Source organism: Paenibacillus sp. SZ31 (assembly GCF_012912005.1).
GTDB lineage: Bacteria > Bacillota > Bacilli > Paenibacillales > Paenibacillaceae > Paenibacillus.
Window position 1 is genome coordinate 63,635 of record NZ_JABBEA010000012.1, and the last position, 16,246, is coordinate 79,880.

The following is a 16,246-nucleotide window of genomic DNA, read 5'->3' on the forward strand; positions in this document are numbered from 1 at the left end:
GGTTGCCCTTCGCCAGATTTGGCAGAAGAGCAACCCTTTATTTATTAGTGAATTAGATACTCAGTACGCCGCCATTGCTTGCATTTGTAACCAGTTTGGAATAACGAGCCAGGTAACCAGTTTTTACTTTTGGTTCAAAGCCTTTCCAACCTGCGCGACGACGTTCAAACTCTTCGTCACTGATGTGCAATTCGATGATACGGTTGTTCAGATCCAGTTCAATGATGTCCCCTTCTTCAACAAAGGCGATTGGACCGCCTTCAGCTGCTTCCGGAGAGATATGTCCGATACTGATTCCGCGGGATGCGCCAGAGAAGCGTCCATCGGTGATCAGACCAACTTTGGCACCAAGACCCATACCTACGATCTGGGAAGTAGGAGCCAGCATCTCAGGCATACCTGGTCCGCCTTTTGGTCCTTCATAACGGATAACAACAACATGTCCTTCTTTTACTTTGCCGTTAGCAATACCTTCGAGCGCTTGCTCCTGGGAGTCAAAGCAGATGGCAGGACCTTTATGGTATCCACCAACCGAAGCATCAACTGCACCAACTTTGATGATAGCTCCTTGTGGTGCAAGGTTACCAAACAATACAGCCAGGCCGCCTTTTTCGGAATGCGGGTTATCCAGGTGGTGGATAACGTTGGTATCCTGAATTTCTTTTCCTTCTACGTTTTCACGGATCGTTTTACCTGTTACTGTAATACAGTCACCATGAATCGCGCCTGGTTTTTTGAGCAATTCGTTCAGTACTGCGCTTACGCCGCCTGCATTGTGAACATCTTCGATGTGAAGATCGGAAGCAGGAGCAAGCTTCGCCAGATGCGGAACGCGGTTAGCTACTTCATTGATACGTTCGATTGGATACTCGATGCCTGCTTCATGAGCCAGTGCCAGCGTGTGCAGTACCGTATTGGTAGATCCGCCCATCGCCATATCCAGTGCAAACGCGTTATCGATCGCTTCTACAGTAACGATATCACGTGGTTTCAAGTCCATTTTGATGAGTTCCATCAATTGGGTAGCAGATTGTTTAACAAACTCACGACGCTCAGGAGCAACGGCAAGGATCGTTCCGTTACCTGGCATAGCCAGTCCCATCGCTTCAGCCAGACAGTTCATGGAGTTTGCAGTAAACATACCGGAACATGATCCACATGTTGGACAGCCGAACTGTTCAAGTTCAAGCAAGCTCTTATCATCGATTTTACCTGCTTGGTAAGCACCCACGCCTTCAAATACGGAAGTCAGAGAAAGTGCTTTACCATTACTGTCACGACCGGCTTTCATCGGTCCACCACTTACGAACAGGGTAGGGATGTTTACGCGAAGCGCACCCATCATCATGCCTGGTGTGATTTTGTCACAGTTCGGGATACATACCATGCCGTCGAACCAGTGTGCAGATACAACGGTTTCCACGGAATCCGCGATAATGTCACGGCTTGGCAGCGAGTAACGCATACCAATGTGTCCCATGGCAATACCATCATCTACTCCGATGGTGTTGAATTCGAATGGAACGCCACCGGCTTCACGAATAGCATCCTTTACAATTTTACCGAATTCCTGAAGGTGGACGTGGCCGGGCACGATATCGATGTATGAGTTACATACGGCAATAAACGGCTTGCCGAAATCCTCTTCTTTAACGCCCGCTGCGCGGAGCAAACTCCGGTGTGGTGCACGGTCAAAACCTTTTTTGATCATATCGGAACGCATCTTCTTGGCTGACATGGTGTATTTCCCCCCAAATATATAATATTGAGCAACATGAATGGAAAAGTAAATGGCAGTGCATCTGTCGTTTAATTTCATCCGTACTCTAAAAAAAAGGACCGGCAAGCCGGTGTCGAGCTCCCCGTAGTTTGTGAAATTCTTTGCTGCTTTAAACCCGTGAACACCCGGTTTTTCTATTGAGTCTATCACAACCGTCGTCATATTTCTACAATCAATAGAAAGAAGCCTCAAACCATTTTCATGGAATTAGACTTCTTGATTTGCGGGAAAGCTATGATCATGTTTCGATGTGGCGTGCGGGATTCATCAGTTGCTTCCGCCTTTGCGTCCAATCTCACGATAGAATTCCTTGTTATGGGTTTCGGATGTTGCTTCGCCGCCCTTGCGGCCAATCTGCTTGTAAAAGTCAGTGTCATGGGCATCTGAAGTCGCTTCTCCACCTTTTTTTCCAATCATCTGGTAGAAGCTTCGATCATGGCTCTTGGAAGTGGCTTTCCCACCTAATCTGCCGGCTTCTTCACGGCTCATCTTGCGTTCTGACGTCGGTTGACGTGCCATTACAAATCACTCCTTACAACGATAAGTTGTTTTTTGTAGCGCGTATCCCTAATTTACCACCTTATTTCCAGCCTGAAACAACACACCAGGATAGAATCGATAGCGAAGAGATCCGTCAGAGCTTTAGGCCGACCGTTTAAATATCTCATGCCGATCGAAAGAAAAGCGGGATATATCTGGTTCAATTAAGGGTTTGAACGTGTGACGTACAGCTGGCAGAGCCAGCGTGACTGCGAACAGTACGGCAATGAGAAGTATGACTGGGATATACGCCGAACTTCCCATATAACTGTAGACTCCAGACCAGATCGCAAGACGAACGAGAAACCCGTGCAGCAGGAACACATAGAGTGTGCGTCGTCCAAGGTCCGTCAGTCTGGAAGTCAAGGAAGGTACCCAGGCCAAGAACAGTGCTGCCGATGCAATTTCCAGCAAGTATACACCCAGTCGGAAGATGCCGGCATACCATTCATGATGACCCAGCTCGGCGTACGTCATGCTGCCCAGTAACCATCCCGATGAAATATTCAAACCTCCATACCCGATCCATACCAACAGGGCAGCAGAGAGGATAGCTGCCGTTTTTCGCCCCCAACCGGATAATATTCGAGAACGAATGGATGCTCCATAGTCATAACCGATGACAAAGAACGGCAAGAATACAAACGTACGGCTGAAGCTGAGCCAGAACCCATCGATGGGCAAATACCCGGCAATTACACCGAGCGCAATCGATCCAATCAATCGATATATCGGTTTCCATGAAATCGTAAGACGGAGTAAAAGTCTCCAACAGAAATGACTCGCGAGAAACCATAACAGCAAGTAAGGTGCAAAGAAGGATAGCCGCATATGGGGTGTGTGGAACACGGTAAAGTCCATTAATGCATACAAGGACTGAAACAGTACATATTGTAAGGCAATCTGCTTCAAAACGTTTCGCCCAGGCGCGCCTTGGAGTGAGTGTGTCGCAAAATACCCGGTTACCCATACAAAGAGTGGCATGTGAAACGTATATATCCACAGGAACAGAGCTTCCGCTCCTGCAAAACGTGTGATGAGTGGTTCAAGTGCATTACCTGCAAGGACACAGACGATAAGCATAAAGCGCAGATTGTAAAAGAAAGATTCCTGATCATCCTGGATCAGTGTCTGATTTTTCATGGTGCAGCCCCCTTATAGACCCCTTTTGTAAGGTCGTTTGCATCTGTAATAAGGGTAATATGGATGTACATTGTCTATTGTGATTTAATTCACATTAGTAAGCGTTATCTTTTCTCAAAGCTGTGACAAAAAATGAACGCTCCGGGATTGACAACGGTTGCATAGAGGATGACAATAGTAACAGAAGATGAGGAAATGTAAATATAAGGAGGGAAGAAATCATGTCAACGAGTCCCTATCCAAGCCCGGAAATTATTACATTTGGGGAAAGTATGGGTTTGCTGACTGCCAAGGATACAAGAGGGCTGGAATATGCGGCCACACTGGACAAGTCGTTCGGGGGTGCCGAGAGCAACCTGGCTATTGGCGTTTCCCGGCTGGGACATACCAGTGGTTGGTTTGGACGTTTGGGCAATGATCCGATCGGTAACATGATTCTGAAAGCCATTCGCGGTGAAGGCGTAGATGTCTCCCGAGTACGGTTAAGTGATCACGAGCCCACCGGTTTGATGATTCGTGAGAACGCTTCCGGGAAAGCCTCGGTACATTATTATAGGAAGCTATCCGCTGCAAGTGCGATCACACCTGATGATCTGGATCCCGATTATATTGCGGGGGCGAAGATACTTCACCTTACAGGTATTACCGCAGCGATAAGCCCTTCCGGTCTTGCTACGGTAGAAGCCGCCATACATATTGCCAAACAGGCAGGTGTGAAAGTAAGCTTTGATCCGAATCTGCGTCTCAAACTATGGTCAGCGGATGAGGCCCGTCCAGTTTTACTGCGTCTGGCTGAACTCGCGGATTACTTTTTACCGGGTCTGGACGAGATGAAACTTCTCTATCACGAAGAAAATGATCAAAAAGTACTTGAGCGTCTATCTGCCATGAAGGCCGTGTGCATCGTGAAGGGTGGCCCTGATTTGACCTACGTATTAGCGAATGGTACCCTAACGGAAGTTCCGTACTTTAAAGTGGAGCATGTTCTGGATACGGTAGGAGCAGGAGATGGATTCTGCGCGGGATTTTTATCAGGCTTATTAAAAGGATACTCCCCGCAGGAAGCAACCCGTCTCGGCAATTTGACCGGTTCCATGGTTATACAGGCTGTTGGCGATTGGGAGGCGCTCCCGACGTGGGGGCAGGTCGAGGCCAAGCTGAACAATGTTGCCCATGTTGAGCGCTAGTCGCTGCTGAAATCATATATGTCTCATCTTCGTTCTTAAATGTAAGGCTTGTATACACAACCACCACATTGACAAGGGAGAGAATGAAATGAAGAAGCTTCAGCTGTTGCAAAAAATTACGGATAATGGTGTTGTGGCGGTTCTGCGTGCAGATTCTGCGGATCAAGTCATTGCCATGGCCGAGCAAGCGATTGCGGGTGGCATTAAAGTTATTGAGATTACGATGACAGTACCCAGTGCCCTCAAAGCCATTGAAAAATTAAGCCGTGTATACCACTGGAACACACAAGACCCAGAGAAATTCGCGATTATTGGTGCGGGAACGGTGCTTGAACCGCAGACGGCGAGAGCAGCTATCATGTCAGGTGCCGAGTTTGTAGTCGGACCTTCCCTGAACCCGGATACCGTGCAGATCTGCAACCTGTACCGAATTCCAATTCTGCCTGGTGTGATGACGATTGCTGACGTGCAGCGAGCATTGGAACTCGGCGTGGACATTGTGAAGTTGTTCCCGGGTAACCTGTATGATCCTACGATTATCAAAACGATGAAGGGTCCTATGCCGCAGGCGAATTTTATGCCAACTGGCGGGGTATCCTTGTCTAATCTGGGGGATTGGATCAAGGGTGGAGCAGTGGCTGTAGGGATCGGCTCCGACTTGACATCGGAAGCTGTGAAGACGGGTGACCTGAGTCATGTCCGTCGCAGAGCGGAACAATATATGGATGCTTACCGCAAGGCCAAGGCTGAATAATATTTTTCAATTCGTAGAAGGGGAGCCTGATGAACGAAGGCTCCCAATTCTGTGAGCCGCGGCACCTGCGGAAGTGAAGAAAGGTGATTAACGTTGAGAAATCGGTATAATACAGGGCGCAAGAAGAGGGGCATCGGGAAATTCCTGCTCGTACTTCTGGCGCTCATTGTCATTGGATGTGGATTTGTTGCGTGGAAATTATTCACACCGTACGGTCCACAGGAAACAGCTCAAACGGCCATGGCTACAGCCAATCAAGTGACCGTGAGCGAACAAGAGAACTGGATTGATTTTGTGCCAGACAAACCGGCTGGGAAAAGCGTGCTTTTCTATCCTGGTGGATTGGTAAAACCGGAAAGTTATGCACCGCTTGCGCATGAGCTGGCTGCTGCTGGTCATCACACGATTATTGCCAAAATGCCAGTCAACCTGGCAGTGCTCAAGCCAAACTTGGCAGATGAGATTCTAGCCGCATATCCAGACGAACAATTTGTTATGGGTGGACACTCACTCGGTGGGTCCATGGCTGCACGTTATGTAGCCGCACATCCTGATGCACTTCACGGAATATTCTTCTTGGCATCTTACCCGGATGAAAAAGGAAGTGTATTGACACTGGGAATACCTGCTTTATCCATTCTGGGTACTAAAGATGAGGTTGTGAATATGACCAAGTATCAGAGTGGACGTATGTATTTGCCCGCGGAGACGGTATATTACACCATTGAAGGTGGAAACCACGCCCAGTTCGGTGATTATGGTCATCAAAAAGGGGATGGCGAGCCGGAAGTGAGTGGAGAAGAACAGCTGAATCAGACCGTCAAGACAGTTCTGGCTTGGTTAAGTACCATCAAGTAATGATTGCCAGACTCATCACCGGAGGTGATACGGATGACCATGCTTCAAGTCCATGGAGCGCAGATTCCATGTAAAGGTATCCTGTTCGATAAAGATGGAACACTGTTGGAATTCCTCCAGTTATGGGGACCGTGGGCAGAGACGTTGCTCAATCAGTTAAAAACACGTATGAATGAGCTTGGAGCTTCATTTACGGTTGAATTGGAGCATGTTCTCGGCACCATCCATAATGCACAAGGTCATATTGTCGGATATGATCCGCAAGGCCCGCTGGCCATTGCAACTGTTGATGAGTGCACGGGATTGCTTGCGGGGCAGCTATATGCGGCAGGCATGCCATGGAATGAAGCGATCACAACGATACGCCAATTTTCAAGTGTAGCCATGCGAGAGGTTAGGCAGAAGAAATTGGCTGAACCAATGTCAGGATTGCTGGATTTCTTGCAGAATTGCAGGGCAGCAGCCATACCGCTGGCGGTCGTCACTTCAGACAGTACAGCGGCAGCAGAAACACATCTGGATTGGATGGGGATCCGTTCCTTTTTCACATCCATTGTGGGCTGTGATCGGGTGACCCAGGGTAAACCAGATGGAGAAGCAGCACTCTTGGCTTGCCGTGAATTACATATCAATCATGGAGAGGCCGTTGTAATTGGGGACAGTAATGGGGATATGCAGATGGGGCGGCACGCAGAGGTATCCTATACCCTGGGTTACTGTCCGCAGTTAGATCAAGGATCACACCTGGTTGATGCCCATGCCATCATTCGTCATTATAATGAGATAAGCGTGATTATATAAGTCACCCTGGCTTGGTTGGACTATATAAATTGAACTAACATTTACACGAAATGGAGAGGACAGAAATAACCTGAAGAAGCGGAGCGTTCGCCTAAAAGCTTTCTAAAAGAAAGCTACATCGGAAGCATATGCTATCCTCGGATTTATCCTTTATAAAGGGAATCAAAAAAATCTGGGAATAACAGCGATCGGAAGGTTGTTCTGTCATCGTAGTGGCCAGTGTAAATATTCTTTAGTTCAATTTATATAGTAAATAAAAGGAGGAGAGAGGATGAACGCAACAGAACAACTGGCTACCTGGATTCAGGAAAGCTCCCGTATTGTTTTTTTTGGAGGAGCCGGGACTTCAACAGAAAGCGGGATTCCCGACTTCCGCTCGGCTGCGGGTCTGTATCAGACGGAGCAGCATTCGCCTTATCCACCTGAAGAATTGTTAAGCCGGCATTTTTTTGATCAACATGCTGATATTTTCTATGATTTTTATCGTGGCAAAATGCTTCATCCGAATGCCGAACCGAATGGGTGCCATCGACTGTTGGCTCGTCTAGAGCAAGAGGGGAAACTTCAGGCAGTCATCACGCAAAATATTGACGGACTGCACCAGATGGCAGGCAACAGCAATGTCTTTGAGCTTCACGGCTCAGTTCATCGTAATGCCTGCATGGATTGCAGGAAGTTTTATACGCTGAATGATATTATGCAATCCCAAGATACCGTACCTCGCTGTACCGCATGTGGTGGTGTGATCAAGCCGGATGTGGTGCTGTACGAAGAGGAACTGGATCAGACGACATTGTATCGCTCCATTGATGCACTGTCTTCTGCAGATCTGTTACTCGTGGGAGGCACGTCACTGACGGTATATCCAGCGGCCCAGTTAATTACGTATTTTCAGGGAAAACATACCGTTCTGTTGAATGCTACACCTACCGCCTATGACCGTAGAGCTGATTTGCTGATTACAGAGCCGATCGGTGAGGTAATGAATAATGTGGACCAGCTTCTTGGTTAAACGTATGGACTGAATAACCGCATTCTCCGGCATAGACCGGACACAAGAGGCGGAACCTGGGGAAAGAAGGGATTCATAATGGTCTACGTAGCAAGCGATACTCGCTATGAAACGATGAAATATAACCGCGTTGGGCGTTCAGGTTTGAAATTGCCAGCGATTTCACTGGGGCTGTGGCATAATTTTGGCGGTATTAACAATGCCGAGAATGGCCGTAATATGATTACCCGTTCATTTGATCTGGGTATTACCCATTTTGACCTTGCCAACAATTATGGCCCACCGGCAGGTTCGGCAGAGCAACTATTTGGACAGGTACTGGCTTCGGATCTGAAACCTTATCGTGATGAACTTGTGATCTCTACCAAAGCGGGATATTATATGTGGCCCGGGCCGTATGGCGAGTGGGGTTCACGCAAAAATCTGGTATCCAGTCTGAATCAAAGCTTGAAGCGTATGGGCCTGGATTATGTAGACATTTTCTATTCACATCGGTATGATCCCGAAACGCCTTTGGAAGAAACGATGATGGCACTGGATCATATTGTTCGCTCGGGCAAAGCCCTCTATGTAGGAATCTCCAACTATCCTGCAGAGCAGACAAGACAGGCCGCCGAAATTCTGAAAGGTCTGGGTACGCCATTGTTAATCCATCAACCGAAATACTCGCTGCTGGAGCGCTGGATTGAAGATGGTTTGCAGGACGTGCTGGATGAGTATGGAACAGGCAGTATTGCATTCTGTCCATTGGCACAAGGCGTGCTTACGAACAAATACTTGAATGGTATCCCGGAAGACTCACGTGCCAAAGGTCCGTCGGTATTCCTGAATGAGAACAACATCTCTCCAGAGACGCTCCGCAAAGTGCGTGCGCTGAATCAGATTGCAGCAGCCCGTGGTCAGAGTTTGGCCCAATTTGCACTCTCCTGGGTTCTGCGGAATGGCAGGGTAACTTCTGCGCTGATTGGCGCAAGTCGTCCTTCCCAGATTGAAGAGAACGTGGCTGCACTCAGTCAATTGGATTTCTCTACAGAGGAATTGGAACGGATTGAATCCATTCTGTCTCCGGAGCCTGATGACAAATAAATAAAGTGCAAAAGGTGCATCTTAGCCATAGTGGCGGAATGCACCTTTTTTGTCATATGGTTCCGTAACGTTGTTCAACGTCTATTTTGTTGAGTGTTCTTCTGTAACCCCTGATGTGGCGAGCGGGACAGGATTTTCTCTCGATACAAGCTGGGCGCTTCACCGTGAAATCGTTTGAACTGTTTGGAGAAATACAGCGCGTCTGGCAGTCCGACCGATGCAGATACCTGTTCGATGGACAGATCCGGGCGTTCCCTGAGGAGTTGGCGCGACTTGTCGATCCGCAGTTTTAGCAGATAAGTGACTGGTGAAAGTCCGGTTTCCTGTTTGAAAATACGGGATAGATACGCACGGTTGTAACCGAGACTCGCAGACATTTGTTCAATGGAGACAGGATAGGCATATTGGGTGGACATATATTGTATCATCTGTTTCACCGTACGTCGGATGGAGGATTCACCGGGAATTAAGGTTTGACCCTGCGAAAGGTGATTTTGTGCTTCGGCTAGAATCATATATAACGTACCCAGTGATGTGAAATGGGAGCTTTCTTTGCGCTCAGCAAAAGCATTTTGCATCACGGATAGCCAATCGGACATTCCACAAGAGGGTCCGGCGTGAAAAACGGACTTCTCCGGGCGGAATCCCGCCTCATCGGCATGCTGGGCAGCCTGGCTGCCCGTGAAGGCGATCCAGCGGTATTGCCATGGGTTGCGGGCATGGGACTGGTAGCTCACCAGTTGCCCGGGATGAATGAGGAAACAATCACCTGCGGATAACTCGTAGGTGTGCAGTTCGGTACGGAACGTACCCGCCCCTTTTTCTACATAGTGCAGCAGATAATAATCAAACAGTTTGGGTCCGAGGGCGTGACCCGGAAGTGTCTGGCTTGCTCCGGCAAACAGGACATGCAATGCGCCTTGTTCATAATAGACAGGATTGGAGGCAACCGAATAACTGAGAGCTCCGCTTTTACCGGAAGGTGGTTCCTGTATTTTTTCTGTAGAAGATGCAAGAGGTTCTTTCTTGATGTTGAATTGGTCTGCCATAGTCGTTTCCTTCTTTCCGGGATGCTTAGATCATTATACGCCTTAAGGTCACATTTATCCATATGAAACACACATGGTTGCATTACAAGAGGCATCGCTTTCTTATATAATAACATTAAGAAAACCACAACAACGAGGCGAGGTGCACCAGCAGTGAACGTAACTGAATTGAAACAAAAGTTTATTGAGAAGTACGGAGAGAGTGGAGCGGACATCCGTGTATTTCATGCCCCTGGGCGTGTGAATCTGATCGGTGAGCACATTGACTATAACGGTGGATACGTGCTTCCGGCAGCACTTGAATTCGGAACAACATTAATTATCCGTGAGCGTCAGGACAACAAGTTGCAGCTGGCTTCCACGAACATGTCTTATGAAGGAGCATTGGATACTTCCACCATCGGTAAAGAGAAAACCGGAGAATGGATCGACTATCCTGTTGGTGTCATGGTTGAACTGCAAGGTAAAGGCGTGAATGTAACGAAAGGGTACGACTTCCTGTACCATGGGGAGATTCCGAACGGGGCAGGACTTTCATCGTCTGCATCTCTGGAGGTACTCACGGGATTCGCGATTCAGTCTCTGGAGGGCGTAGCGGATATTGATACAGTTCAACTGGCGCTTCTTTCCCAAAAGGCAGAGAATGAGTTTGTCGGTGTCAACTGTGGGATCATGGATCAGTTCGCTGTCGCAAACGGTGCTCAGGATCACGCGATCCTGCTGATGTGTGACACACTGGAGTATGAAAAGGTTCCTTTCCGTACAGGTGCCTACAAATTGGTCATCGGTAACACAAACAAACGTCGTGGTCTGGTGGATTCGGCTTACAATGAACGTCGCTCTCAATGCGAGCAGGCACTTGCCATCTTGAAGGAACAGCTGCCTGCACTGAATTACCTGGCTCAATTGACGCCAGAGCAGTTCGTAACATTACAGGATCAGATCAAGGATGAGAAAGTAAGACAGCGTGCACAACATGTCGTGGAAGAGAACGCTCGTGTGCTCGCATCGGTCGAAGCATTGCGGGGTAATGATCTGGAAACCTTCGGCAAGCTGATGAACGCTTCTCATGAATCGCTTCGCGACTTGTACGAAGTAAGCTGTGATGAGCTGGATGTTATGGTCGAAGAAGCTCAGCGGATTCCAGGCACGCTCGGTGCTCGGATGACTGGCGCAGGATTTGGTGGTTGTACCGTATCGCTTGTGCATGAAGATGATGTCGAGCGTTTTGTAAGCGAAGTGGGCGCTGCATATGAAGCGCGTACCCGTCTCAAAGGTGATTTTTATGTGTGCGGCGTAGGTGACGGTGTTAAAGAATTGAAGGAGGCGAAGTAAAATGGCAATTTTGGTGACAGGTGGAGCAGGGTATATTGGATCTCATACGGTAGCAGCATTGTTGGAACGTGGGGAAGAGGTTGTCGTACTGGATAACTTGCAGACAGGGCATCGTGAGGCGTTGCTCGGCGGTAAGTTGTATGAAGGGGATCTGCGTGACAAAGAAATTCTGGCGAAGCTGTTCGCTGAAAATTCAATTGATGCAGTCATTCACTTTGCAGCCAACTCACTCGTAGGCGAGAGTATGAAAGACCCGGTTAAATATTATGACAACAACGTGTTTGGTACACTCTGTCTGTTGGAAGCGATGAATGCAGCGAACGTACGCCGCATCGTCTTCTCCTCTACAGCAGCTACCTACGGTGAGCCTGAGAAAGTGCCAATCGAAGAAAGCGATCGTACAGAACCAACCAACGTATATGGTGAAACGAAGTTGATGATGGAACGTATGATGTCATGGTTCGATAAAGTTCAGGATATCAAATACGTTTCCCTGCGTTACTTCAATGCAGCCGGCGCTCATGACAGCGGTAAAATTGGTGAAGATCACCAACCAGAGAGTCACCTGATTCCACTGGTGCTGCAAACGGCTTTGAAACAACGTCCGCACATCGCTGTGTTTGGTGACGACTATGCTACAGAAGACGGAACATGTATCCGCGACTATATCCACGTGAGCGACTTGGCTGATGCGCATCTGCGTGCCGTAGATTATCTTCGCAAAGGTGAGAACAGTAACGTGTTTAACTTGGGTAATGGTACAGGATTCTCGGTGAAACAAGTGATCGAAACGGCTAAAAAAGTGACTGGCCTTGATATCCCGGTTGTACAGGAGCCACGTCGTGCAGGTGATCCGGCTGTGCTGGTAGCTTCATCTGCAAAAGCGAGATCTGTCCTGGGCTGGAATCCGAAATGGACCAATCTGGAAGATGTCATTCAAAGCGCTTGGAGCTGGCACCAATCACGTCCTGACGGCTACGGAAAAAACTAGGAGGCGAACACCTTATGTCACAGACTCATATTGCAGCAGGTGCCACAGAGCGGACACCGGAGCAGCAGGAAGCACTGCATGCCATTGAACGTCTGGTTGCATTTGCCTTGCAGAAACAATTAATCGAGGAAGCGGATTGGGATTATAGCCGCAACCTTCTGCTGGAACAATTCGGATTCTCAGAGCCTTATGCTGGAGAGTTGGACACGACAGTGCCCGATGGTCCACAGGCGATGCTGGATACGTTGATTGATTATGGATTCACCATTGGACTCATTCCTGAAAATAGCGATACATTCCGTGATTTGCTGGATGCCAAAATCATGGGTCATTTGATGGCACGCCCTTCCGAAGTGGTACGTGCATTCCGCCACACGGAGCAGACGGAAGGCATTGAGGCGGCCACATCTCAATTCTATGACTTGTCGATTAACTCCAACTACATTCGGATGGATCGGATCTCGAAGAACGTCTACTGGACACAGGACACGGCCTATGGAGACATGGAGATTACTATTAACCTGTCGAAACCGGAGAAAAGTCCAAAGGAAATTGCTATGGCGAAATTGCTTCCGCCACCGGTATATCCAAAATGCCAGCTGTGTCGTGAAAATGTAGGTTACGCTGGTCGGGTGAATCACCCGGCCCGCCAGAATCTGCGCGTGATTCCGCTGGAGCTTAACAGCGAGCCTTGGTTGTTCCAATACTCGCCGTATGTGTACTACAACGAGCACTGCATCATTTTCCATCATGATCATGTGCCGATGAAGCTGACGAAGGATACGCTGCGCAGGCTGCTTGCCTTTGTTGGGGAGTACCCGCATTACTTTATCGGATCTAACGCGGATCTGCCGATCGTAGGTGGATCGATTCTGACACATGACCATTTCCAAGGTGGTCGTCATACATTCGCGATTCAAAATGCACAGCCAGAGGCGGTCTTCCACCATGCGGATGCACCTGGACTTACATTGAGTCTCGTTAAATGGCCAATGTCCGTAATGCGTTTGGCCTCACACGATTCTGCAGAGCTGCTTGAAGCGGGTAACGCTGTATATGAAGCGTGGAAGGTCTACAGTGATTCAGCTGTGGATATCGAAGCGTTCAGTGAAGTGGACGGGGAACAAGTACCACACAATACGGTAACACCAATCGTTCGTCGCAGTGCAGACGGTGGCTATGAGATGGATCTTGTATTGCGTAACAATCGTACGAATGATGTGCATCCAGAAGGGATTTTCCATCCGCACCGTGAGATGCATCATCTGAAGAAAGAAAACATTGGTCTGATCGAAGTTATGGGACTTGCCATCCTGCCAGGTCGTTTGAAAGAAGAACTGGACAGTATCGCGGATATCCTCGCTGGCGATGCCAAGCTTGCTGAAGCGGCTAAAGCTTCTGATCATGTGTTGAACAAGCATCTGGGCTGGGCAGAAGAATTGATTGAACGGTTTGGTCCTAAGCTGGACAAAGAACAAGCTATTGCCATTGTACAGCAGGAAGTCGGATTGAAATTTGCCGAGATTCTGGAGCATGCAGGTGTCTACAAATATGATGAAGCAGGACGCCAAGCTTTCCGTCGTTTTGTAAGCAGCATGGGATACACTGAATAACAGGTATAACGACGAACACCAGCCCATACAAGGGCTGGTGTTTTTTAATATAAATTTGCAACGGAGTCGCGAGTCAGTCGTTTATTCTGTTGGAATTGAACGATAGAGCAGGGCAGCCAGCTCGGCTCGGGTTAGGAACTCCTCCGGCCTGAACTGTCCGTGATATCCCAGAACCATTCGAGTCTCGGCCAGTGTGGCAATATAATCATGAGCCCAGTGGGAGGATGGCACATCCTCGAAAGAACTTGTTTGAATTAGCGGCAGGTCCAGAGCGAGCACCAGAATTTTCGCTGCCTCAGCCCGTGTAAGTGCGGCGTCCGGATGGAAGAAATCATTCAAGTCGTTTGAGTCGTTCGAGCGGTGGAAGCCGTCAATAAGGCCAATCTGCTGTAGTCGAGATATAGATTCAAAGTAGGGATGTCCGGGCTCTACATCTGCAAAGAGAGTGGCTTTTCGAAGTATTGGTAGCTCAAACGTCCCGCTGATTATACCGGCCATGTGTTTACGTAAGATGGGCTGATTAGGCCTGAATGTGGCATCGGGATAGCCCGTTATAAGACCACGTGAAGCGATACTTTCAATCATCAAGCGTGCCCAGTGGGTTGAAATATCCTTGAACACGATGGGAGTCAAAGGTGTTGTTGGAACTTTAGGTTTAGATTCAACATTAGGTTTAGGTTCGGCTGTAGGCTTCGTTCCCGTTTCAAGTTCCTGAGATGATGTGACAGTATGAGAGCTACTTGGCCAGAAAGAAGAACTACCACCACTGTTTTCAGAGCTATTCGTTATTACCCATTTGGCATATAGCGTTATGTCCCGACTTACGGTATCACTAGAAAAATTCCAGGGAAGTGATAATGCCGAATCTATGTACCAACCATCAAATGAAAAACCACTCTTGCTGGGCTGAGTGGGCGGCGCAATCGCTTGATTGAGCCTGGCAATAGTATCTAATACAGGGCTTCCGCCGCGAGAGTCAAAAGAGACTGTCAAAGCTGAAATGGGATCTTCCTTATTAGTGACTTTGGACGCAGTTGTAACTGAACTCGTCCACTTGGCGTACAGCGTGATGTCCCCAGTCACGATATCGGTATCAAAACTCCAGGGAAGGGAGTAAACCGAATCGATGTACCAGCCTTCAAATGAGAAGTCATCCTTGGTAGGTTGCGTGGGAGGCACAATGGTTTGCCCATAAGTGGCTTGAGTGACCGCAACCGGGTTCCCTCCATTGGAGTCAAAGGAGACGACTACATTCAATTTTTGAAAGGGAATGTCATTAAAGTAAGCGAAGTCTTGAGCCTCGGAAGGATCAAAACCCGTAATAATAAGGGATGAGTTACCATCAAACGCTAAGAAACCAATTGACAAGACACTAGCTGGAATGAAGACAGTCGCCAACCGATTGTCCGCAAATGCGATCGCCCCGATAGAGGAGACACTATCCGAAATGACGACAGAAGTCAGTTGATTGTCCATAAATGTAGCATGTCCTATGGAAGAGACACGATTTGGAATAACAATGGAAGTCAGCTGGTTAGATGCAAATGCCCAGTTCCCAATAGTTGAGACATTCTCTGGGATTACGACAGAAGTCAGTTTATTGTTTGTAAATGCACTATTTCCGATCGACATAACAGTCTCAGGAATAACGACAGAGACCAGTTGGTTGTTAGTGAATGTGGAGTTCCCAATCGTGGATACACTATCCGGAATGACGACAGAAGTCAGCTGGTTGTATGCAAAGGCCAAGTCTCCAATAGTCGTGACAGTCTCTGGAATGACGATAGAAGTCAGTTGATTGATTTCAAATGCCCTTTCTCCAATCGTGGAGACGGTATGCGGAATAACTACAGAAGTCAAATGATCGCTGTAAAATGCTTTTTCACCAATAGAAGTAACTAGTTGACCGCCAATGGTTTCGGGAATAATGACATCTTTCGAAGTGCCCACATAGTCGTTTATTGTGATTCCATGAGCATTAGCGCTCGTTATGAAGTCTTTTTCTTTATTCGGCTCAGCATACATAACCATCTGTCCCGAGGGTACGAGGAACATTAGCAAAGCAAAGACGAAAATGCTTGCTTTTTTCAATCCAAT

14 protein-coding genes are annotated in these 16,246 nt (G+C 48.0%); 9 read left to right on the forward strand and 5 right to left on the reverse strand.

Annotated features, from left to right (window positions below; genetic code table 11):
• Positions 1 to 52: 52 nt before the first annotated feature.
• The 3 genes from ilvD to HF638_RS20630 all read right to left on the reverse strand — a co-directional run bounded on the left by ilvD (position 53) and on the right by HF638_RS20630 (position 3,463).
• Positions 53 to 1,738 carry a dihydroxy-acid dehydratase gene (gene ilvD, locus HF638_RS20620; RefSeq protein WP_036616973.1) on the reverse strand — a complete coding sequence of 562 codons (1,686 nt, stop codon included), beginning with the start codon at positions 1,736 to 1,738 and terminating at the stop codon, positions 53 to 55.
• A gap of 309 nt (positions 1,739 to 2,047) precedes the next feature.
• Positions 2,048 to 2,299: a KGG domain-containing protein gene (locus tag HF638_RS20625; RefSeq protein WP_169481843.1), complete on the reverse strand. Its 252-nt coding sequence runs from the start codon at positions 2,297 to 2,299 to the stop codon at positions 2,048 to 2,050.
• Positions 2,300 to 2,422: 123 nt separating this feature from the next.
• Positions 2,423 to 3,463 carry an acyltransferase family protein gene (locus HF638_RS20630; RefSeq protein WP_169481844.1) on the reverse strand — a complete coding sequence of 347 codons (1,041 nt, stop codon included), beginning with the start codon at positions 3,461 to 3,463 and terminating at the stop codon, positions 2,423 to 2,425.
• A gap of 221 nt (positions 3,464 to 3,684) precedes the next feature.
• Here HF638_RS20630 and HF638_RS20635 point away from each other — a divergent pair, with 221 nt between their 5' ends.
• From HF638_RS20635 to mgrA, 6 genes are all read left to right on the forward strand, one after another.
• Positions 3,685 to 4,650 carry a sugar kinase gene (locus tag HF638_RS20635; protein ID WP_169481845.1) on the forward strand — a complete coding sequence of 322 codons (966 nt, stop codon included), beginning with the start codon at positions 3,685 to 3,687 and terminating at the stop codon, positions 4,648 to 4,650.
• Between the two features lie 88 nt (positions 4,651 to 4,738).
• On the forward strand, positions 4,739 to 5,404 hold the full coding sequence (locus tag HF638_RS20640) for a bifunctional 2-keto-4-hydroxyglutarate aldolase/2-keto-3-deoxy-6-phosphogluconate aldolase (RefSeq protein ID WP_169481846.1): 666 nt from the start codon (positions 4,739 to 4,741) through the stop codon (positions 5,402 to 5,404).
• A 93-nt stretch (positions 5,405 to 5,497) separates the two neighbouring features.
• Positions 5,498 to 6,262, forward strand: coding sequence for an alpha/beta fold hydrolase (locus HF638_RS20645; RefSeq protein WP_169481847.1), 765 nt, complete (start codon positions 5,498 to 5,500; stop codon positions 6,260 to 6,262).
• A gap of 33 nt (positions 6,263 to 6,295) precedes the next feature.
• Positions 6,296 to 7,063: an HAD family hydrolase gene (locus HF638_RS20650; RefSeq protein WP_169481848.1), complete on the forward strand. Its 768-nt coding sequence runs from the start codon at positions 6,296 to 6,298 to the stop codon at positions 7,061 to 7,063.
• 271 nt (positions 7,064 to 7,334) lie between these two features.
• Positions 7,335 to 8,075 carry an NAD-dependent protein deacylase gene (locus tag HF638_RS20655; protein ID WP_169481849.1) on the forward strand — a complete coding sequence of 247 codons (741 nt, stop codon included), beginning with the start codon at positions 7,335 to 7,337 and terminating at the stop codon, positions 8,073 to 8,075.
• Positions 8,076 to 8,153: 78 nt separating this feature from the next.
• Complete coding sequence (mgrA, locus tag HF638_RS20660; RefSeq protein WP_169481850.1) at positions 8,154 to 9,161, forward strand: L-glyceraldehyde 3-phosphate reductase; 1,008 nt, start codon at positions 8,154 to 8,156, stop codon at positions 9,159 to 9,161.
• Between the two features lie 74 nt (positions 9,162 to 9,235).
• Here the strand turns inward: mgrA and HF638_RS20665 are convergent, their stop codons facing one another.
• On the reverse strand, positions 9,236 to 10,210 hold the full coding sequence (locus tag HF638_RS20665) for an AraC family transcriptional regulator (protein WP_211175718.1): 975 nt from the start codon (positions 10,208 to 10,210) through the stop codon (positions 9,236 to 9,238).
• Positions 10,211 to 10,363: 153 nt separating this feature from the next.
• Here HF638_RS20665 and HF638_RS20670 point away from each other — a divergent pair, with 153 nt between their 5' ends.
• From HF638_RS20670 to HF638_RS20680, 3 genes are read left to right on the forward strand one after another with little or no spacing between them, the layout of a single operon-like run.
• Complete coding sequence (locus HF638_RS20670) at positions 10,364 to 11,545, forward strand: galactokinase (RefSeq protein ID WP_169481851.1); 1,182 nt, start codon at positions 10,364 to 10,366, stop codon at positions 11,543 to 11,545.
• A gap of 1 nt (position 11,546) precedes the next feature.
• A complete protein-coding gene (gene galE / locus HF638_RS20675; RefSeq protein WP_017686840.1) occupies positions 11,547 to 12,536 on the forward strand; it encodes a UDP-glucose 4-epimerase GalE in 990 nt (329 codons plus the stop codon).
• Positions 12,537 to 12,550: 14 nt separating this feature from the next.
• On the forward strand, positions 12,551 to 14,149 hold the full coding sequence (locus tag HF638_RS20680) for a UDP-glucose--hexose-1-phosphate uridylyltransferase (protein ID WP_169481852.1): 1,599 nt from the start codon (positions 12,551 to 12,553) through the stop codon (positions 14,147 to 14,149).
• Between the two features lie 81 nt (positions 14,150 to 14,230).
• Here the strand turns inward: HF638_RS20680 and HF638_RS20685 are convergent, their stop codons facing one another.
• On the reverse strand, positions 14,231 to 16,240 hold the full coding sequence (locus tag HF638_RS20685) for a leucine-rich repeat protein (protein WP_169481853.1): 2,010 nt from the start codon (positions 16,238 to 16,240) through the stop codon (positions 14,231 to 14,233).
• Positions 16,241 to 16,246: the final 6 nt, after the last annotated feature.